This is a genomic window from Verrucomicrobiota bacterium, from assembly GCA_016200005.1.
GTDB lineage: Bacteria > Verrucomicrobiota > Verrucomicrobiia > Limisphaerales > PALSA-1396 > PALSA-1396.
This window is the reverse complement of record JACQFP010000038.1, coordinates 21871-40163: the sequence shown is the minus strand read 5'-3', so window position 1 is coordinate 40163 and position 18293 is coordinate 21871. Positions and strand designations below refer to the sequence as shown.

At 57.4% G+C, this 18293-nt stretch carries 20 protein-coding genes; 10 read left to right on the top strand and 10 right to left on the bottom strand.

Features of this window, described 5'->3' with window-relative positions; translation table 11 throughout:
* Positions 1-86 precede the first annotated feature (86 nt).
* The 6 genes from HY298_14235 (at position 87) to HY298_14210 (ending at position 5833) form a co-directional block, all read left to right on the top strand.
* Positions 87-707, top strand: coding sequence for a phosphoribosylanthranilate isomerase (locus HY298_14235; protein ID MBI3851416.1), 621 nt, complete (start codon positions 87-89; stop codon positions 705-707).
* Between the two features lie 29 nt (positions 708-736).
* Entirely contained in the window at positions 737-1759 is a 1023-nt protein-coding gene (locus tag HY298_14230) for a class I SAM-dependent methyltransferase (protein ID MBI3851415.1), read from the top strand.
* 60 nt (positions 1760-1819) lie between these two features.
* On the top strand, positions 1820-3034 hold the full coding sequence (gene trpB / locus HY298_14225; GenBank protein ID MBI3851414.1) for a tryptophan synthase subunit beta: 1215 nt from the start codon (positions 1820-1822) through the stop codon (positions 3032-3034).
* Between the two features lie 17 nt (positions 3035-3051).
* The gene (locus tag HY298_14220) at positions 3052-3612 is read left to right on the top strand and encodes a Uma2 family endonuclease (GenBank protein ID MBI3851413.1); all 561 of its coding nucleotides are present in this window, start codon (positions 3052-3054) and stop codon (positions 3610-3612) included.
* 94 nt (positions 3613-3706) lie between these two features.
* Entirely contained in the window at positions 3707-4249 is a 543-nt protein-coding gene (locus tag HY298_14215) for a tetratricopeptide repeat protein (protein ID MBI3851412.1), read from the top strand.
* Between the two features lie 189 nt (positions 4250-4438).
* On the top strand, positions 4439-5833 hold the full coding sequence (locus tag HY298_14210) for a sulfatase (GenBank protein MBI3851411.1): 1395 nt from the start codon (positions 4439-4441) through the stop codon (positions 5831-5833).
* 45 nt (positions 5834-5878) lie between these two features.
* On the opposite strand, the gene HY298_14205 is transcribed toward HY298_14210, so the two are convergent.
* The 4 genes from HY298_14205 to HY298_14190 all read right to left on the bottom strand — a co-directional run bounded on the left by HY298_14205 (position 5879) and on the right by HY298_14190 (position 9031).
* The gene (locus HY298_14205) at positions 5879-7000 is read right to left on the bottom strand and encodes an ABC transporter permease (protein MBI3851410.1); all 1122 of its coding nucleotides are present in this window, start codon (positions 6998-7000) and stop codon (positions 5879-5881) included.
* The gene (locus HY298_14200) at positions 6997-7677 is read right to left on the bottom strand and encodes a hypothetical protein (protein MBI3851409.1); all 681 of its coding nucleotides are present in this window, start codon (positions 7675-7677) and stop codon (positions 6997-6999) included. The genes HY298_14205 and HY298_14200 overlap by 4 nt, the downstream gene beginning before the upstream one ends.
* Positions 7640-7867 carry a hypothetical protein gene (locus tag HY298_14195; GenBank protein MBI3851408.1) on the bottom strand — a complete coding sequence of 76 codons (228 nt, stop codon included), beginning with the start codon at positions 7865-7867 and terminating at the stop codon, positions 7640-7642. Before HY298_14195 ends, HY298_14200 begins: the two co-directional genes overlap by 38 nt.
* A gap of 216 nt (positions 7868-8083) precedes the next feature.
* The gene (locus HY298_14190) at positions 8084-9031 is read right to left on the bottom strand and encodes an ABC transporter ATP-binding protein (protein ID MBI3851407.1); all 948 of its coding nucleotides are present in this window, start codon (positions 9029-9031) and stop codon (positions 8084-8086) included.
* Between HY298_14190 and HY298_14185 the strand changes: the two genes are divergently transcribed.
* Complete coding sequence (locus HY298_14185) at positions 9015-9275, top strand: hypothetical protein (protein MBI3851406.1); 261 nt, start codon at positions 9015-9017, stop codon at positions 9273-9275. The genes HY298_14190 and HY298_14185 overlap by 17 nt on opposite strands.
* A 164-nt stretch (positions 9276-9439) precedes the next feature.
* Positions 9440-9778 carry a divalent-cation tolerance protein CutA gene (locus tag HY298_14180; protein ID MBI3851405.1) on the top strand — a complete coding sequence of 113 codons (339 nt, stop codon included), beginning with the start codon at positions 9440-9442 and terminating at the stop codon, positions 9776-9778.
* On the opposite strand, the gene HY298_14175 is transcribed toward HY298_14180, so the two are convergent.
* From HY298_14175 to crcB, 5 genes are all read right to left on the bottom strand, one after another.
* Positions 9779-10996 carry an aspartate kinase gene (locus HY298_14175; protein MBI3851404.1) on the bottom strand — a complete coding sequence of 406 codons (1218 nt, stop codon included), beginning with the start codon at positions 10994-10996 and terminating at the stop codon, positions 9779-9781.
* A gap of 70 nt (positions 10997-11066) precedes the next feature.
* On the bottom strand, positions 11067-12425 hold the full coding sequence (gene thrC, locus HY298_14170; protein ID MBI3851403.1) for a threonine synthase: 1359 nt from the start codon (positions 12423-12425) through the stop codon (positions 11067-11069).
* Between the two features lie 8 nt (positions 12426-12433).
* Positions 12434-13759, bottom strand: coding sequence for a homoserine dehydrogenase (locus HY298_14165; GenBank protein ID MBI3851402.1), 1326 nt, complete (start codon positions 13757-13759; stop codon positions 12434-12436).
* Positions 13760-13916: 157 nt separating this feature from the next.
* Entirely contained in the window at positions 13917-14267 is a 351-nt protein-coding gene (locus tag HY298_14160; GenBank protein MBI3851401.1) for a DUF190 domain-containing protein, read from the bottom strand.
* Between the two features lies 1 nt (position 14268).
* The gene (crcB, locus tag HY298_14155) at positions 14269-14664 is read right to left on the bottom strand and encodes a fluoride efflux transporter CrcB (GenBank protein MBI3851400.1); all 396 of its coding nucleotides are present in this window, start codon (positions 14662-14664) and stop codon (positions 14269-14271) included.
* A 262-nt stretch (positions 14665-14926) separates the two neighbouring features.
* Between crcB and HY298_14150 the strand changes: the two genes are divergently transcribed.
* Positions 14927-15985: a hypothetical protein gene (locus HY298_14150; protein ID MBI3851399.1), complete on the top strand. Its 1059-nt coding sequence runs from the start codon at positions 14927-14929 to the stop codon at positions 15983-15985.
* Positions 15986-16034: 49 nt separating this feature from the next.
* Here HY298_14150 and HY298_14145 read toward each other — a convergent pair whose 3' ends face one another.
* Positions 16035-16850 (bottom strand): carbohydrate-binding family 9-like protein, encoded by an 816-nt coding sequence (locus HY298_14145; protein MBI3851398.1) that lies wholly within the window; start codon positions 16848-16850, stop codon positions 16035-16037.
* Between the two features lie 142 nt (positions 16851-16992).
* Here HY298_14145 and eno point away from each other — a divergent pair, with 142 nt between their 5' ends.
* A complete protein-coding gene (eno, locus tag HY298_14140) occupies positions 16993-18285 on the top strand; it encodes a phosphopyruvate hydratase (GenBank protein ID MBI3851397.1) in 1293 nt (430 codons plus the stop codon).
* The last annotated feature ends 8 nt before the right edge of the window (positions 18286-18293 follow it).

The following is an 18293-nucleotide window of genomic DNA, read 5'->3' as shown; positions in this document are numbered from 1 at the left end:
AGTCGGCGCAAATGCTCTTTCTCCACGAAATCACCTGAAAATATCTGTCGCTTAGGTTAAGAGTGAGGCTAGATGGCAACGAGAACATGAGCCCAAAAGTCAAAATCTGCGGCATTACGAATCTTCCCGACGCGCTGGCGGCGGCCGAGGCGGGCGCCGACGCGTTGGGTTTGATGTTTGTGGAAACCAGCCCGCGCCATGTGTCTCTGGCGATCGCGGCGGACATCGCGCGGCAGTTGCCGCCGTTCATCATCAAGGTGGGCGTCTTTGTGAATGCGCCCGAAGAACTGGTCTTCTGCGCCATCGGGGATTGTGGATTGAACCTCCTCCAGTTTCATGGCGAGGAAACTCCCGAGTATTGCCGGCAATTCGGCTTGATGAGCATGAAGGCCTTCCGTATTCGCGATGCAGAATCGCTACGGGCGCTGCCGGGTTACAAAACGGATGCGTTCTTGCTCGACAGTCACGTCGCCGGAAAATCCGGCGGGACGGGAAAAAGTTTCAACTGGGATCTGGCGATTGAAGCCAAGAAATTCGGAAGGCCGATATTCCTCGCCGGCGGTTTGACTCCTGAAAATGTTGGCGATGCTGTGCGCCAGGTCGAACCCTACGGCGTGGATGTTTCGAGTGGCGTCGAAGCGTCACCGGGCAAGAAGGACATCACCAAGGTGCGGGCATTCATCACCGCCGCCAAGCGAGCAGCCTGATTCGCCTCAAGGAAACTGGATCGAATTCCATGAACGATTCGCTCAAAGCAGAGACAGAGAAACTTTCCCGCTCGTGGTCGCAGTACGAGGCGCCCTTCCTGCAAAACTACCTGGTCGCTGACGTGGAAGACCCGCGCATCAACGTCCAGAGCATTCTGTCTCGTCATTTCCTGCTCGGCACATTGCTCGGAGAGAAAATTCAGGCGGTTCTCGCTGAAGAACTTCGTTTTGCCGCGGCCATGAACTGGCTGCTCAAGCTGCGCCGACGTGCCGGCGACAGCGACGAATTGCGCGCGGTTCTTTACGCGCTGAAACGCGGCGCGGACAACGCCGAAGGTACAGACATTCCGCATTTGGTGGTGCAGACTTTCGGTTCGTTGCCCGCCTCGACCTGTGGGGGCCAAATCCCCAACTACATCGAAGATTTTCTTTCGAACGCCCGTGCACCTGAGAGGGAGTCATTGCGCAACGACACCTCTCTCGACGCTTTTCTTCGCATTTGGAATGAAGTCCTCTCGCACAAAACACCGCAACGCATTTCGGTGCTTGAGCCGGCTTGTGGCTCGGCGAACGACTATCGCTTCCTCGTCGCCTGCGGCATTGCGCGGTGCATCGACTACACAGGCATTGATCTGTGTGAGAAAAACGTCCAAAACGCGCAAGCCATGTTCCCAGGGGTGCGATTTGAAGTCGGCAACATCTTTGAAATCAATTCAGCCGACCAATCCTTCGACTTTTGCTTCGTTCACGACCTGTTCGAACATCTCTCGCTGTCGGGACTGGAGAGCGCGGTGAAAGAGATTTGTCGCGTCGTGCGCCGCGGCATTTGCGTCGGGTTTTTCCAAATGGATGAAATCCCCGAGCACGTCGTGCGGCCGGTGGACGATTACCACTGGAACATGCTGAGCATGGAGAAAACGAAGGGGCTGTTCACGCAGGAGGGCTTTACGGTTCAGGTGTTTCATATCGGTTCGTATCTGCGCTCGCGCATCGGTTGCAACGAGACTCACAATCTCAACGCCTACACATTCGTGGCCGTGCAAGAGGGTTAGAGGTTCCACGGCTGCACGCAGATCTCGACTCCCGACCCTCCGGCTGTTACGCTGTGAACCATGAGCAAAGCAACCAGTGAAACATTGCCCGATGCCCAAGGCCACTTCGGTCCTTACGGCGGACGTTTTGTGCCGGAGACGTTGATGCATCCGTTGCAGGAACTGGAGGAGGAATATTTCCGTTCGCAGCAAGACCCGGAGTTTCAGCGCGAATTGAACTACTACTTGCGCGAATTCTGTGGCCGCCCCACGCCACTTTACTTCGCCGAGCGATTGACGCGCGAGCTCGGCGGCGCGAAGATTTTTCTCAAGCGGGAAGACTTGCTCCACACTGGCGCGCACAAGATCAACAACTGCATCGGCCAGATTCTGCTCGCGAAACGCATGGGCAAGACGCGCATCATCGCCGAAACCGGCGCGGGCCAGCACGGCGTCGCCACAGCCACCGTCGCGGCCATGTTCGGATTCAAGTGCGTTATCTATATGGGTGCAGTGGATTGCGAACGGCAGGCGCTGAATGTCTTTCGCATGAAAATGCTCGGCGCGGAAGTGGTGCCGGTCGAAGCCGGACAGAAAACGTTGAAGGAAGCCATCAACGAAGCCATGCGCGACTGGGTCACCAACGTGCGGACGACGCACTACATCCTCGGAACGGTCTATGGTGCGCATCCGTATCCGCTCATGGTGCGGAATTTCCAGCGCGTCATCGGCGATGAAGCACGTCGGCAGATTCTGGAAAAGGAGGAGCGCCTGCCCGATTTGCTCGTTGCCTGCGTCGGAGGCGGCTCGAACGCAATGGGCCTCTTTTATCCGTTTCTCGAAGACAAGTCTGTGAAGATGGTCGGTGTCGAGGCGGGGGGCGAAGGCATCATTCCGAACAAACACGCGGCGCGGTTTCAAGGCGGCTCGCTTGGCGTTTTGCAAGGCACGCGCTCGTTTCTGTTGCAGGATGAGTTTGGCCAGATTCAACTCACCCACAGCGTCAGCGCCGGACTCGATTACGCCGCTGTCGGCCCGGAACACGCCTGGTTGTGCGATCAAAAGCGCGTCGAATACACCTACGCCACCGACGACAAAGCGCTCGAAGCTTTCTTCAAACTCGCACGGCTGGAAGGAATTATTCCCGCGCTCGAATCCGCCCACGCCATTGCCGAGGTTATCCAACACGCGCCGAAGATGAGCAAGGACGCGCTCATCATCGTGAACCTCTCCGGTCGCGGTGACAAAGACGTTGCGCAGGTGGCGGCGAAGATGGGATTGCAGACGCCGAAATGATTGGTTAAAGTGAAGTCATGCTTGCGCCGACCAAACATCGTTTCAGCGTAAAGGAGTACTACCGCATGGCGGAAACCGGCGTGCTCAGGCCGGACGCGCGCGTGGAACTGCTCAATGGAGAAATTATTGATATGTCACCGATTGGCCCTTTTCATGGAGGCGTAACCAATTATCTGATCGAAAGCTTCACCGCGGCCTCCAAAGGGCGATGGATGACGGCGGTTCAGAACCCGGTGCGTTTGGACGATCATTCCGAACCGCAGCCGGACTTGGTATTACTCAAGCCGTCCTCCGACTTTTACCGGAAGCGCCATCCGCAACCGGAGCATGTGTACTTGCTGATCGAAGTTTCTGACACTTCGCTGGTGACTGACCGCGAAGAAAAACTTCCCGCCTACGGACGCGCGGGCATTACGGAGGTGTGGCTTGTTAACCTCAACGATGAAACAATTGAAGTTTATCGCGAACCGCACTTCCCGGGCTATGGATCAAAAACCATCCTGCGCGCGGGCGACAAAGCCAAACCACAAGCCTTCCCCGACGTCGCAGTGGATGTGGCCGAATTGCTGAAACGCTGAATCTCTCCGGTCACGGCGACAAGGACCAGCGTCATAACTCCACAAATTATTTTGCGGTTGACCGGGCGGCCTGTTATTACGTGGGCACGAAATCATGGCACGGAACGCAGAAGAACACTGCCGGCTTGCCCGCCAAATGTGCGAGCAAGGGTTGTGGCATGAACTGTTGACCTTCGCGCAGAAGTGGCACGAAGAAAACCCGAACGACCACAAGGCGCTCTATTACATGGGCCTGGGCTTCAGTGGCACAAATCAATTCGCCAAAGCGGAAACGGCCTATCGCGAGGCCCTGGCGATCGATCCATCTGACGTCAATGCGTGGAACAATCTCGCGGGGATTCTTTACGAAAACCTGCAGCGTCCGGCGGAAGGTATTGCGTGCCTTGAGCAGGCGTTGAAGATCAACCCTGGTCATAAACTTGGCTGGTCAAATCTCGCCACCATGGTTGGCAGACTCGGACATCATGACAAGGCGATGGCGTATGCCGACCGGGCTATTGCGCTGGACCCGAAACTGGTCGAGGCTTACTTGCACAAAGGCACCGCCGCGTTGGCGCTCGGAAAAATGGAAGCTCTCAAAGAGGTCTGCGATGTGCTCGCGACCATCGAACCAGAAAAGTTCTGTCGCGCCAGGTAAGCCTGGTTCGCCGACGAGTGCAAAGCTCAAAACTGGTTACAAGGTGTTCCTCCACGATTGCATTCTTTCTACAGCGCCATATCAACGACATCAGCGGCATCCGCATCATCGTTGGCGCGCAAACCTCCAAATCGACCCTGATCCAACGACGAACTTGACCAGAGCGGCATAGCGACTGAACATAAACCCGTGCAGCCACTCCTCTTCGCAGCAATATTGCTCGCTGTTTCCATCGCAGCCGGCGCGGATAAAGCGTCGGCGCGCTTGAACGTGCTCTACATTGTTTCCGATGATTTGAACAACAACCTCGGCTGTTACGGGAGTCCGGTGGTGAAGTCGCCAAACCTCGACCGCCTCGCGGCGCGCGGCGTGCGGTTTGATCGTGGCTACTGCAACTATCCGGTCTGCAACGCCTCGCGCACGTCGTTCCTCAGCGGTTGCCGGCCGGACACCACGCGCATCGTGGACAACGCGACTCCGCCCCGAACATTCCTGAAAGACGCGGTGTTCATGCCGGAATATTTTCGTCAACAGGGTTACCGTACCATCAAAGTCGGGAAGATCTTTCACACCGGCGACCAGTTCGAAGACCCGCGTTCGTGGGACGTGGACATTCGCGAGAAGAAATCGGCGAAGAACCCACCCGCCGAACAGATTCTGCGCAAACAAGGCCCTATCGGAATCGTGCTTCGGGCGAAGGACGAAGACACCTGGGATGGATTTGTCGCGCGCAAGGCAGTCGAGCTGCTGGAAAATTGTTTGAAGGATGGAAAACCGTTTTTCATTGCGGCCGGTTTCCGGCGTCCGCACGCGCCATACATTGCGCCGGAAAAATATTATGCGTTCTACGAGCCGGACAAGTTGAAGCCGCGTTACGGACCACTGGAACATCTGGCAAATATTCCCGATCTCGCGCTTACGTACCGGCTCGGTGCGCAGAAATTTCCGGAGACGCGTCCGGGCGACACCATCGCGGCCTACTACGCCGGCATCAGTTTCATGGACGCGCAGGTCGGCGTGTTACTCGACACGCTCGACCGTCTGAAACTCTGGGACAGGACGGTCGTCGTCTTCCACAGTGATCACGGCTACCATCTCGGCGAGCATGGCGGGCTGTGGCACAAGATGTGTCTGTTCGAGGAGACGACGCGCGTGCCGCTCATCGTCGCCGCGCCGGGGAAAAAATCCGGCGTCTCGACGCAGCTCGTGGAACTCGTGGATCTCTACCCAACGCTCGCGGACCTCTGCGGCTTGAAAATTCCGAGCGACCTCGAAGGCACAAGCTTCGTTCCGTTACTGGACAATCCGCGCCGCGATTGGAAACGTGCGGTGTTCACCGTCGTCAGCCGCAGCAACAACAATGACGTGGCGAAAAAGCTCGATGTGTCGAGGATGGGCCGAACGCTGTTCGACGGGCGCTGGCGTTACACGGAATGGCCAGATGGCACGGCGGAGTTGTATGACCATGACAGCGATCCGTTCGAATACGCAAATCTGGTCAAGGATGAGAAGCAAGCAGCACAACTTGCCGAGATAAAGAAACTGCTGCAGGACGGCTGGCGCGCCGCGCTGCCAGGAAAGTAAAGACCGGTCGTGTGGTGGATTGGCGAGTGCCTCATGCACTCCAACTCACGCGATCTTCCTTTTGAACCGCAAGGCGCACAGGGCGAACAAGGCGAGTCCCATGCCCGACATCACCGTCAGGTGAAACCAGAATTCCGTCAAGCTCGCGCCGCGCAGAATGATCGCGCGCTCCAGCTCGATGAAATACGTTGTCGGCAGCATTGCGCCGATGGCGTTGAAAATCCACGGCATCGTTTCGCGCGGGAAAATGAATCCGGAAAAAAACACGGACGGCATGATCAGCATCATGCACATCTGCAGCGCCTGCATGGAGTTTTCCGCTTTCGTCGAAATCAGCAGACCCAGACTCAACAGCGTGAAAACGTAGATCAAACTCGACGCGAACAGCGCCATCAAACTACCCGCAATCGGCACCGCGAACAGCCAGTGCATGATGGCGAACAGTCCCGTCGCCATGCACATCCCGATCAGCAGATAAGGCACAATCTTGCCGAGCATCAATCCCCAGCGCGAGAGCGGGCTGACCAGCAATTGTTCCAACGTGCCGCGCTCGCGTTCGCGCACCAGAGACATCGCCGTGGCGAACGTCGTGGCGATCTGCAGCACGACTCCGATGACGCCTGGCACAAAAAAATTCGGGCTTTTCATCGCCGGGTTGTAAAGAATTTGCGGGCGCACCTCCATCGGCAACTCGCGGCGGCCCATTTCGCGTAACAGCGACATCACGGATTGGCGCAGCGCCACCGCCAACGCCGTGTTCAACGCCGACAGCGCGATGGTGGAACTGGAGCCGTCGATCAACACCTGCACCCGCGCCGTGCGGCCGGCGTGAAGATCGCGCGTGAAGTCGGGTGGAATTTGCAATCCCACGTAAGCTTTGCCTTTGCGGATGGCGGTGGCCATCTCGCTGACGCTTTGCACTTCGCCCACTACGCGGAAGGTTTGCGTGTTGACGAAGTTGTCCACGATCTGGCGGCTTTCGACCGAGCGGTCCTCGTTCATTACCACCATCGCCATGTGTTTCACGTCGTTGTCGAGCGCGTAGCCAAAGGCGACCATTTCGATCAACGGCGGAAAAAACATGAAGAACAGCGTGAGCGGGTCACGCAACACCACGATGAATTCCTTGTAGAGAATGGCGTTGAAACCGCGGAAGGGAGATTTCACTTGGATGGTTTGATCCCGGACAGTGTTGTCTTCAATCCGGCCGCGCCCACACCGTAGGCGCGGCGGCGCTCGGCCAACGCCGGGGCGATTATGCTGGCGTGCACATCAATTTCTTTGCCGAACAACTCTCGCCAGAGCACTTGCGTGTTGTGCATTGGATTGCCGGCGCTTTCTTCGTCGAACGACGGGCGAAAAATATCCACCACGCGACGCAGCGCTTGAATCAAATCTTCTTCGTCGGGATGGCCGGTCTTGTCGCGGACGAGCTTGAACGCGCGCAGGTCTTTTTCCTCCAGCCGCTTGATTTTGGAAACGAGGATGTCAATCGGATGCGGGAAAGTAAACGTCACGTGTCTTCGCTCGCACCGAAACGCTCGCACGAACCAGTCAGGGCTGGCGGTAAAAGCAGCTACGGTGCATGGCTCGACGTAAATCGACGCCTTGCCTTTCAACAAGCCCGCCCGTTCGCAGTATTCCGTGATATCTTCATCAGAAATCACGTCCACGTCGCCACTCAGAAATCGCGAGTCGATGCCCAGTTGCAACGGGGACGACCCGAAGACAATGATTTCCCATTTTCGATTCACCGGGAGCGCCGCCACCAGTTGATCCAGCACACGCCCGGCTGGCGCGGACCAATCAAGCTGTGGTCGCCAGGGTTGATCGAAGGATGTCATGGTAATTCAGATTCTTCCGCTCGGCGCAAAGGCAGGCAAGCGCCTGATCAATCAACCGATCCGTCACGTCGTCGTCAGTGGCGAGCTTGCGGGCGAGCCGGGCATCACGCGGCAATACTCGCCCCGCCTGCCTCCGCACCAGAATGCGCGCAGCAATTCGAGCTTTAACCCAGCTTGGATCACGTTTCATATCTTAAAATCCATTCGACCATTGCTACAATAAAGGACTCCCGTTGACGGGTCAATCCCGCTGAAACCGCGGATGGGTGTTCTCACAAAAACCTCCAAGCACCAACCTCCAAGCACCAGAGAAATTCCAAACCCGAAACCTCAACCAGCCGATCTTCGCGCATCGATGCTTGAAGCTTGGTGCTTCTCCGGAACTGGGAGCTTGGAATTTGGAGCTTCATTTTCCGTTGTTGCGGTTCGTCAACGCCACAAACACATCCTCCAACGACGGCGCGATGGGCCGGATGTCCGCGCGATGGATGTTCACAGCCGCCAGTTTGTCGCGCAAGAATTGTTCCGGCAACCCCTCATCCACCAGCAGATGCATGGACTGGCCAAACACCGTCGCCGCGCGGATGCCGCGCTCATGGCGGATCGCCTGCAAGCCGACCGTGACGTGGTCACAAGTCACATCGAGCCGCTTCGTGCCGGGCGGATTCACCACCGGCAACTGCTTCAAGTCATCCGGCACACCGCACACCACGAGCTTCGACATGTAAATGTAGCCCACGTGCGAGCATCGCTCCGCTTCGTCCATATAATGCGTCGTCACGAACAGCGTGATGCCCTGGCTCGAAAACTCAAACAGCAAATCCCACAACTCGCGCCGCGCCACCGGATCAATCCCTGCCGTCGGCTCGTCGAGGAACAACACACTCGGCTTGTGGACGAGCGAACACGCCATCGCCAGCCGTTGCCGCCAGCCGCCGGAGAGCAGCCCCGCGCGCCGCTCTAGATACGGTTCGAGATGCGTAAGGGCGATCAATTCCCCGCGCCGCTTCGCCAGCGCCACGCCGCGCAGTCCGTAAAGCCGGCTGTAAAACGTCAGGTTCTCATGCACCGTCAACTCGTCGTAGAGTGAAAACTTCTGCGACATGTAGCCGATGAGCGATTTGATCTGCTCCGCTTCCCGCGCCACGTCGAACCCCGCGATGCGCCCCAAGCCGTCGCTCGGTTCGAGCAACCCGCACAACATACGGATGACCGTGGATTTGCCCGACCCATTTGGCCCGAGGAAACCAAAGATCGAACCCTTGCCGATGGAAAACGAAACGTGATCCACTGCCGTGAAATGGCCGAAACACTTGGTCAGCTTTTCACATTCGATCATGGTTTCAGCGGTCATCACGGAGAAAACTAAACCTGCTTCTGGCGTACAGGGCAAGCAATCCGCAATTGTCAACTCCGCCACAGTCAAGGCAACGCGCCCGGTAAAGCATTCGGGCAAGCCGACCAACCCAATTCTTGAAAGAACCGCGCTTGGTTCCTACAGCCTGTCCCAGCAGAAGCGGTGGTGGATGTTTTCATTCGGCCCAATGATGGCAAGCCTTCTGATGCTCCTGCCGCGGCGTCGTTCAACCCAATCATGACATTTGCGCGTGCGGGGTTCCTTGCGCGGAATCTGCTTTTGGGAAATTCTCTCCCCGCTCGCTGCGACGGCGCGACCGTGCGGTAAGTCGGAGGAAGGGGAGTGGACGGGGTGCGCCGGCGTCGTTGGAATCGAGAATTGCTTTTGGCAACCGACATAATGCCTATGAAATCAACGGACAAGTACTTCGTGGTTCTGGTGACAGCGCCGGACTTGAGAACCGCGCGCAAACTGGCCGGGGTGGCGTTGCAAGCGCGAGTGATCGCTTGCGCCAATTTGATTCCGAAAATTGAATCGCATTACCGGTGGCAGGGCAAATTGGAAACCAGCACAGAAGTGTTGTTGGTTTTGAAAACAACGCGCGCGCGGCTGGTGGCCTTGGAGAAATTGATCTTGTCCAAACATCCTTACGAAACGCCTGAGTTCATCGTGTTGCCGTTGAGCGGAGGAAATAAACGCTACCTCGATTGGCTGACCGGAAGCGTGGCTGAATCGCGGAGGTGATCATTCTAAAAAAGCCGCGTGCACCGCCTTCATCGCCTGCTCGCCCTTGGCCAGTTCGATGACCACGGAGATTTTGATTTCGCTGGTGGAAATCATTCCAATGTTGACGCCCTCACGGGCAAGCGTTTCGAACATCTTGGCGGCGACACCGGAATGACTTTTCATGCCGACCCCAACGATGGACAGCTTGCCGATTTGTTCGTCGGCAATGGCTTCGCGAAACCCAACGTCGGCCTTTAGCCCGTCGATGACCTTGCGCGCTTTGAGGAGATCAGGTTTATCGATCGTGAAGGACAGGTCGGTGGCGGGCGTGCCGGCACCATGACTGACGTTCTGCACGATCATATCGACATTGACGTTGGCGTCGCCGATGGCCTTGAAGATGCGCGCGGCCACGCCGGGTTTGTCCGGCACCGCAACGAGCGTGATCTTGGCCTGGTTTTTGTCGAGCGAGACGCCGCGAATGACGACGTCCTCCATGCTTTTGGTTTCTTCTTTCACAATGGTTCCGGGGTTGTCGTTCAAACTGGAGCGCACTTCAAACACCACGCCGAATTTTTTGGCGAACTCCACCGAGCGGGATTGCATCACCTTTGCGCCAAGGCTCGCCAGTTCGAGCATTTCATCATAGGAAATTTCGTCAAGCTTCTGCGCGCCGGGCACGATGCGCGGATCGGCGGTGTAAACTCCGTCCACGTCCGTGTAAATCTGACAAAGGTCCGCCTTCAACGCCGCCGCCAGCGCGATGGCCGTCAAGTCCGAGCCGCCGCGACCCAATGTGGTGATGTGACCGTCGGGCGTCTGCCCTTGAAAACCAGCCACAATGACCACGTTGCCGGAGTCGAGCAACGCATGAACTTGTTTGGGCGTGATGTTTTGAATCTTGGCCTTGGTGTGGACGCCGTCGGTAAGAATGCCCGCCTGCGCGCCAGTCAGTGAGACGGCGGGAATGTTCAGCGCATGAAGCGCCATCGCGGTCAACGCGATCGTGGTTTGCTCACCCGTGGCCAGCAACATGTCCATCTCACGCTCGCTTGGCAGCGGCATGATTTCCTTGGCGAGCTTGATCAGATTGTCGGTGACGCCACTCATCGCAGACACCACGACGACCACTTTGTCGCCTTTGCCGCGGTACTTCGCCACGCGCGCCGCAACATTTTTGATGCGGTCAGGATTGCCGACCGACGTGCCGCCATATTTTTGAACGATCAATGCCATGTTTATCTCTAGAAAAATAATTCCGCCAAAACCCGGCGGGACAGGAAGAATGCCAGAAATGCGTCAGCAATCAAGTGACCGTATGTCGCTGGATTAGATAGGAACGGAACTTTTCATAATCCGCACCCATCCGGTCAAAATCCTCCGGCAATTTGTTTGTGGTCTCCATCACGGGTGGAATATCTGGTGACCAGCCCATCATTCTTTCAATTTCTTCAGGGAACTTCGCCGGATTCGCCGTTTCGAGGATCACGGCGGGCGCATTGCCCAACGATTCAACTTCAAGCCAGTCGAGGAAGCCACGCCATGCCACCGCGCCATGTGGTTCGAGGAGCAATCGATACTTCGTCCAGACTTCTTTGATCGTCGCGCGCGTGCGCTCGTCAGAAACCGAACTGGAAAACAAATCGCGGCGCATCGCCGTGAGGTCGGGCATCTGATGAATTCTGCCGGTCTCATCCATGCGGCCGCCGTACACGGCCACGAGTCGTGCGAGGTTGCTCGGATGACCGACGTTCATCGCGTTGGAGACGGAGTTGCGCGAAGGCGAAACTTTTTCGTAATGGCCGCTCGCGAGAAAACGCGGGAAGGCATCGTTGTCGTTGACCGGCGCGATGAGTTTTTGGATCGTCAAACCCATTTGCCCGGCGACGACCGCGCCCATCATGTCGCCGAAATTTCCGCTCGGCACGGAGAACACAAGTGGCTCGCCCGGTTTCGCGACGCGCGACGCAGCATAAAAATAATATACGCTCTGGGGCAACAGGCGCCCGATGTTGATGGAGTTGGCGGACGAAAGCGGAATGTGTTTCAACGCCGGGTCACTGAACGCGCGCTTCACCATCGCCTGGCAATCGTCGAACTTGCCGTCAATCGCGATGGTGCGGACGTTGTCGCGGAGCGTCGTCATCAGCTTGCGCTGGCTCACGCTGACCTCAGCGAATGGAAACAACACGAGGACGCGGATACCGGGAACGTTATGGAAAGCGTGCGCGACGGCCGAGCCGGTGTCGCCGCTGGTGGCGGTGAGAATGGTGAGTTGCCTGCCATCCTCTTGCAAGAATCTTCCCATGAGCCGCGCCATCATCTGCGCCGCGAAATCTTTGAACGACGCCGTCGGGCCTTGGTCGAGTCGCATGACAAAGACGTGGTCGTAAACCTTTTCGAGCGGAACATCGAAGTTGTAGGCGTCGCGGCACATTGCGGTGAGATCGGCATTTGGAATAATGTCATCGGTGTATTTCGACAGCACGTGAGCGGCGATTTCGTGGTAAGGGAGTCTGGCGAACGCGGCGATTTCATCCACCGACAAGCGCGGGAACGTTTCAGGGAGATAAAGTCCGCGGTCCGGCGCCTGGCCGCCAAGCAACGCCTCACGCAGATTCACTGCGGAGGATTGTGCGTTGGTGCTGCGGAAAAGAACTGCCATGGCGAACTCTAGTCGAAAGTTTCGACGCGGATCATCGCCGGCTGACATTTCACCACCGGCAGTTTAGCGATTTTGTTCAGCGCCCTGGTCATGGCGGCGTTCGGCGCATCGTGAATCATCAGAATCAACGGCACACTTTCGCCTTCGTGTCCTTCGGGTTGAATGACAGACGAAATGCCGATGCCGGCTTCACCGAAAATGGCGGCGATCTTGGCGAGCGTTCCGGGCCGATCCACAACGCTTAAACGCACGAAATAGCGTGAAACGACTTCGTCCATCGGCAACACGGCACCGTCAAGTTCATGCGGCACGAACGGTGGCACGCGATGTTTGGTGCCGAACTTGAGATCGAGCGCGGCGTCCGCGAAGTCGCTTAACACCGCGCTGGCTGTGGCGTCCTTGCCGGCACCGCGCCCGTAGAACAACGTGTCGCCCACGACGTCGCCACGCACAAACACGGCGTTGAAAACATTGCTCACGCTGGCCAGGACGTGAGCGTGGGGAATCAGCGTCGGATAAACCGAAACTTGAATTCGTTTTCTGCTTTCTGTTTTCTGCTTTTTGCTTTCGAGAATCTTCACAATTCCCAAGAGCTTGATAGTGTAACCGAGATCGCTGGCAAACTTCATGTCCAGCGCCGAGATGTGACGGATGCCCTCGACATGGATTTGTTTTGGGTTGACCCAAAATCCGTGCGCCAGCGACGCCAGGATTCCGATCTTGTGCTGCGAGTCCCAGCCGTCGATGTCGAGGTCGGGTGGCGTTTCGGCGTAGCCTTGCTTTTGCGCGTCGGCTAGCACACCGGCAAAATCCGCGCCTTCGAGCTTCATTCGTGTGAGGATGTAATTACAGGTGCCGTTGACAATGCCGTAAAGATGCGTAATGCGATTGCCGACAAAACCTTCGCGCAACGATTTGATAATGGGAATGCCGCCCGCGACGCTGGCCTCGTAATAAAGATTGGTTTTGTATTCCTGCGCGGCGGAAAACAATTCTTCCCCGTGCGCGGAGAGCAAGGCTTTGTTGGCGGTGACAACCGGCTTGCCGAGTTTCAACGCCGTGAGAATCATGGTGCGGGCAATGCCTGTGCCGCCGGCGAGTTCCGCGACGATGTCCACCTTGGGATCGTTTACCACGCTTTGCCAGTCAGTCGTGAGATAGGATTCCGGGATGGGATAGGGCCGAGGCTCGTCAAAAGCTTTCACCGCGACTTTGCGGAGATGGACTTTGACGCCGATGCGGGAAGCCAACAGGTCGCCGTTGCGTTGCAGCGCGTGAAAAACGCCGCTGCCCACGGTGCCGCCGCCAATGATGCCCAGATTCACCTGCTGCATAAGGGCGCACAGCCTGCCGGGAAAGGTCGGTTGCGACAATTCATTTTTGAATTCGTAGCCGACGACGCGAGGAGGCGGACCACAGTGAATGTCCTCAACCAAATTCCGCCTCGTTATCTCGGCGGCTACGCTGTAAGGACAGCGTTAAAACGAGCCTTCAGGACGTTGGCTCCGTTTTCCCGGCGCGGTAATCGATCACCTTGACCTTCTCCAGCGTCAGCAAGCCGCCGCCCATCATGGCATCCAGCGTCGGCAGGAACGCCTGGATTTTTTCCTCGCTATCGACGATTTCAATCACCATCGGTAGGTCCATCGAGAGCCGGAGAATCTTGGCGGTGTGCAGCCGGCTGGATTTGCCGAAGCCCATCGGCCCGCGCAATACCGTGGCGCCGGCCAGATGCGCTTCGCGAGCTTTCAAGACAATCGCTTCGTACAAAGGCTTGTGTTCCCAGCGATCACTTTCGCCAATGAAGATTCGCAGCAGGACGGCTTCGTGCGGGATTTGCATATCAGGTTCCTTTCATTGAATTGAGTCCGACGGCCAGCAGATGTCCCAGCCAGACTGCCACCAGACAAAGCGCCACGGAGAAGACAATATTCGCGCCGGCGTAAAGCCACTCGCCGTCATCCGCAAGATTGAGTGTTTGCAGACTGAACGACGAAAACGTGGTGTAGCCGCCGCAGATGCCAATCATGAAGAATTGTCGGAAGCTGGCGGGCACAAGCCATCGGCCTTCGGGGCTGGTCAACGTGGCAAAAAATCCAATCACAAACGAACCGCTGACGTTTACCAAAATCGTGCCCCAAGGAAATGTTTCGCCGAATTGCCGCGCAACGACGCCGGAAAACCAGAACCGCGCCACACTGCCCAGCGCGCCACCGAGACCGATCCAGAGATATGCCAGCATAAAAAGCTCCCGCCAATGCGTTCGTCACTGGTAGGAGTTATCAGCGCTGAAAACAGTCAGGCGGTTTTCCCAAGCCGGGACGGCAAACCCCATTGCCGGGGTGATTGTTACGACCGGGCCAACTGGCCCGCAACCAGAATTTCAAATCTGCTTCAGGGACTTCGCAACTGGAAGAAGCGATTGGCCGTGGCGTGGAGCGGAGGGCACATCCCCAAAAGCACGAGTTGCACAAACTGGTTTGAAGCCTCATGATGACGCCATGCGAACTTCGATGAATCCTTGGCCGGTGACGGTTCTCGCCTTGTTCCTGCTGGCGTGGCCACCCGACGCCCTGCCGCAGAGTAATGCAATACCGGAAATCTCTGCGATGGACGCGACGAATTACCTAGGCCAGGAGGTGGTGGTGAAAGACACGGTGGTGCAAGTGGCCCTCAGACCGACGGTCGCCTTGTTGAATCTGAACCAGCGATATCCCGACTCGCCGTTGACCTGCGTGATTCGCGGCAAGAACACGAACAACTTTCCCGACATCGAAACCTACGTCGGCCGGCGCGTGGAAGTCACCGGTCGCATCATCGCTTATCAAGGACGGCCAGAGATCATTTTGAAGTCCACCAACGACATCAAAATCCTCGAGTCGCCCCCGGTCAGCGTCCAGCCACCGGCGTCCACTGCCGAACCGCCGGACCGCGCGCCACCGTCTGTGGCACCGACGACCATGGCCCCTTCGCTTGCGGAATCCCTCCCGCCGACGGTCGTTGCGTCGGGGCGCGCCGTGTGGTGGATGGTGGGTTTGCTCGGACTCATCGTTCTGCTCCTGGGTTGTCTGGTGCTCTTGTTCTGGCGACGGGTACCGGTTGAGGGGGGCATTCCCAATGCGACTCGTGCATTGATTAGACTGCACGGGGAGGCGAACGATGATCCCGCATCCGTCGAGAACTGGAAGCAACGGGCGCTGGACGCCGAGGTGCGGGCCGGCCAGCAAGCCCAGATGCTCCGGGAAAAACTCATGCCGGAGCTGGCCGAGTTCGCCAAGCAAAGTCTGGTGCAGGGCCTCTATGCCCAGCGCAAAGCTTTGATCGAGACGCAACAAAAAGCGCACCAGGCCCTCGCGGAACTGGAAGCGCGGCTGGCTGATTTGCACCTGCCCGCGCAGAAACGTATTCAGGCGTACGAACAACGCATCGCCGAGTTGGAAATGGAAATTGAAACCCAGGGAGAAGAACTGCGCGAGCTGGCCCGGGCCACGCTCAGCCTCGTCCGCCGCAAGCTCGAGGACGAACGCGAATTCGAACGCTCACAAAATCCGTTCAATTGAACCAATCCGGATCGCCGGTAACCCGCGGAAAGGACGTCCGAAGCATCGCTTACTTTCCAAATTCCAGATAGCCGAACCGCGTGGGTTGGTGGAATCCGGGCAGGAGCGCTGGCGACCAACTCACGGTTTCCTCCGGGCGACCCTTGGTGCGGTTGTAGCGGTAAAAATTCGCGCGCCAAACCTCATTGGCTTGCGGCGCCGGATGGCCGAGATCGGCAAAGGGCAGCCTGACTTCCACCTGCCAGTATTGATCCCTGTCGCTGGAGTTGTTGACCGTGCCTTTGACTTTGACGGCGTTCGTCAATCCCTTCGCGGTGTAATCCCACTCGCCGCGAATTCCCTTCGAGACGCCGCGTTCATCCAGATCGTTGTTGATGATGGCGTCGAAGATCGTGTTCAGCGGATTCCACTCGAACTCGAAGTAACGCGTCAGGCTTTTCGGTGTGACGAAGAATTCCACGACCTCTTCCTCCCAAAGATGATCGTCGCGATTGGTGAACGTGGCTTGTATGTCCGTATCGCGACACGTCCAGCCGAGATAGAGCGCATCGTCGTCATACCAAATGCGCACCGCCGTATGCTCATGTTCCTGTTTCCCGTTGTCATTGAGATAAAATGGTTCGAGCACCGCGGCCTTGGCCCAGGCTGGTTCGCCTAATTCGCCATCCACTTTGATCGGCCCGTGCAACTTCGGCACCACGACATGTTTGGGCGCCGGGAGAGATTTGGGATCGGGTGATGTGTCCGCTGCCGCGAGAAGCGTCAAATGTGCAAGTCCGAGAATAAGAATGATTGCGCGGACCTTCGTCAACGGAAGGGAACGCGACCTTGAAGCAAGCCGCGCAATGGAGACAATGGACTTCATGCGTCGATGTTAATCAGTCGAGGAGCAAAGGCAAGCCACGCTTCGCAGGAGTCGCAGTGATCATTGCGATGAATAGGTTGCTTGACTCGCTACGAACCGTTTCTATGATGCGCGCCACATTGGGCGATTCCGAATCAATTCTATGAGCACGATTTACGACATTCAAGCGCGCGAAATTCTCGACTCGCGCGGCAATCCCACAGTGGAAGTTGATGTGTTTCTGGCTGGTGGCGCCGTCGGGCGCGCGGCGGTGCCTTCCGGCGCCAGCACCGGCGAACACGAAGCCATTGAACTGCGCGATGGCGACAAGAAACGCTATGGCGGCAAGGGCGTTTCCAAGGCGGTCAAGAACGTGACCACCAAAATTCTTCCCGCGCTGCGCGGTGTCGATGCGCTCGATCAACTCACGGTCGATGGCATCATGCTTAAACTCGACGGCACGGAAACGAAATCCAAGCTAGGTGCCAATGCTATCCTGGCGGTTTCACTCGCGAATGCAAAGGCCGCCGCCAGCCATCTCGGCCAGCCGTTGTTCCGCTATCTCGGCGGGCCGAACGCAAAAGTGCTGCCCGTGCCGATGGCCAACGTCATCAACGGCGGCGCGCACTCGGATGCGCCGATTGATTTCCAGGAATTCATGATCATGCCGCTCGGCTTGCCGACGTTTAACGAAGGTTTGCGCGCAATCACGGAAACGTTTCACGCCCTTAAAGCCGTGCTCAAAAAGCGCGGATTGTCCACCGCCGTCGGGGACGAAGGCGGGTTCGCACCCAAGCTCAAAAGCGTGGAAGACGCGCTGGAAACCATTCTGCAAGCGGTCAAGGACGCGGGTTACAAGGCGGGCAAAGACATCTATCTCACGCTTGATCCCGCCGCGTCCGAGTTTTATGATGGCAACGCGAAATACACGTTTAAGAAAAGCACCGGCCAAACTGTGACCGGTGATGACCTCGTGGCTTTTTACGCGAAGCTTTGCGCCAAGTATCCGATCGTGAGCATCGAAGACGGTTGCGCGGAGGGCGATTGGGCGACGTGGAAAAAGCTCACGGACAAAATCGGCGACCGCGTCCAACTCGTCGGCGATGATTTGTTCGTGACGAACGTGAAATTCCTCCAGCGCGGCATTGATACCGGCACGGCCAACTCAATTCTCGTGAAGGTAAACCAGATCGGTTCGCTTACCGAAACCCTCGACGCCGTCGAACTGGCGCAGATGAACAAATACACCGCCGTCCTGTCGCATCGCTCCGGCGAAACCGAGGACGCGACCATCGCTGATATCGCCGTGGCCACGAACTGCGGCCAGATCAAGACCGGCTCGCTCAGCCGCTCGGATCGTCTGGCGAAATACAATCAACTCCTGCGCATCGCGCAACTGCTTGGCAGGAATGCCGTTTACGCCGGCACGAGCGCGTTGCCGAAAGCGCGGCGGTAATCGCCAGG

Bases quoted from the DNA above. Each gene is read 5' to 3' on its own strand.
- HY298_14235 (MBI3851416.1), top strand. From the start codon at position 87: ATGAGCCCAAAAGTCAAAATCTGCGGCATTACGAATCTTCCCGACGCG.
- HY298_14230 (MBI3851415.1), top strand. From the start codon at position 737: ATGAACGATTCGCTCAAAGCAGAGACAGAGAAACTTTCCCGCTCGTGG.
- trpB (MBI3851414.1), top strand. From the start codon at position 1,820: ATGAGCAAAGCAACCAGTGAAACATTGCCCGATGCCCAAGGCCACTTC.
- HY298_14220 (MBI3851413.1), top strand. From the start codon at position 3,052: ATGCTTGCGCCGACCAAACATCGTTTCAGCGTAAAGGAGTACTACCGC.
- HY298_14215 (MBI3851412.1), top strand. From the start codon at position 3,707: ATGGCACGGAACGCAGAAGAACACTGCCGGCTTGCCCGCCAAATGTGC.
- HY298_14200 (MBI3851409.1), bottom strand. From the start codon at position 7,677: ATGACATCCTTCGATCAACCCTGGCGACCACAGCTTGATTGGTCCGCG.
- HY298_14195 (MBI3851408.1), bottom strand. From the start codon at position 7,867: ATGAAACGTGATCCAAGCTGGGTTAAAGCTCGAATTGCTGCGCGCATT.
- HY298_14185 (MBI3851406.1), top strand. From the start codon at position 9,015: ATGGTTTCAGCGGTCATCACGGAGAAAACTAAACCTGCTTCTGGCGTA.
- HY298_14190 (MBI3851407.1), bottom strand. From the start codon at position 9,031: ATGACCGCTGAAACCATGATCGAATGTGAAAAGCTGACCAAGTGTTTC.
- HY298_14180 (MBI3851405.1), top strand. From the start codon at position 9,440: ATGAAATCAACGGACAAGTACTTCGTGGTTCTGGTGACAGCGCCGGAC.
- HY298_14175 (MBI3851404.1), bottom strand. From the start codon at position 10,996: ATGGCATTGATCGTTCAAAAATATGGCGGCACGTCGGTCGGCAATCCT.
- thrC (MBI3851403.1), bottom strand. From the start codon at position 12,425: ATGGCAGTTCTTTTCCGCAGCACCAACGCACAATCCTCCGCAGTGAAT.
- HY298_14165 (MBI3851402.1), bottom strand. From the start codon at position 13,759: ATGCAGCAGGTGAATCTGGGCATCATTGGCGGCGGCACCGTGGGCAGC.
- HY298_14160 (MBI3851401.1), bottom strand. From the start codon at position 14,267: ATGCAAATCCCGCACGAAGCCGTCCTGCTGCGAATCTTCATTGGCGAA.
- HY298_14150 (MBI3851399.1), top strand. From the start codon at position 14,927: ATGCGAACTTCGATGAATCCTTGGCCGGTGACGGTTCTCGCCTTGTTC.
- HY298_14145 (MBI3851398.1), bottom strand. From the start codon at position 16,850: ATGAAGTCCATTGTCTCCATTGCGCGGCTTGCTTCAAGGTCGCGTTCC.
- eno (MBI3851397.1), top strand. From the start codon at position 16,993: ATGAGCACGATTTACGACATTCAAGCGCGCGAAATTCTCGACTCGCGC.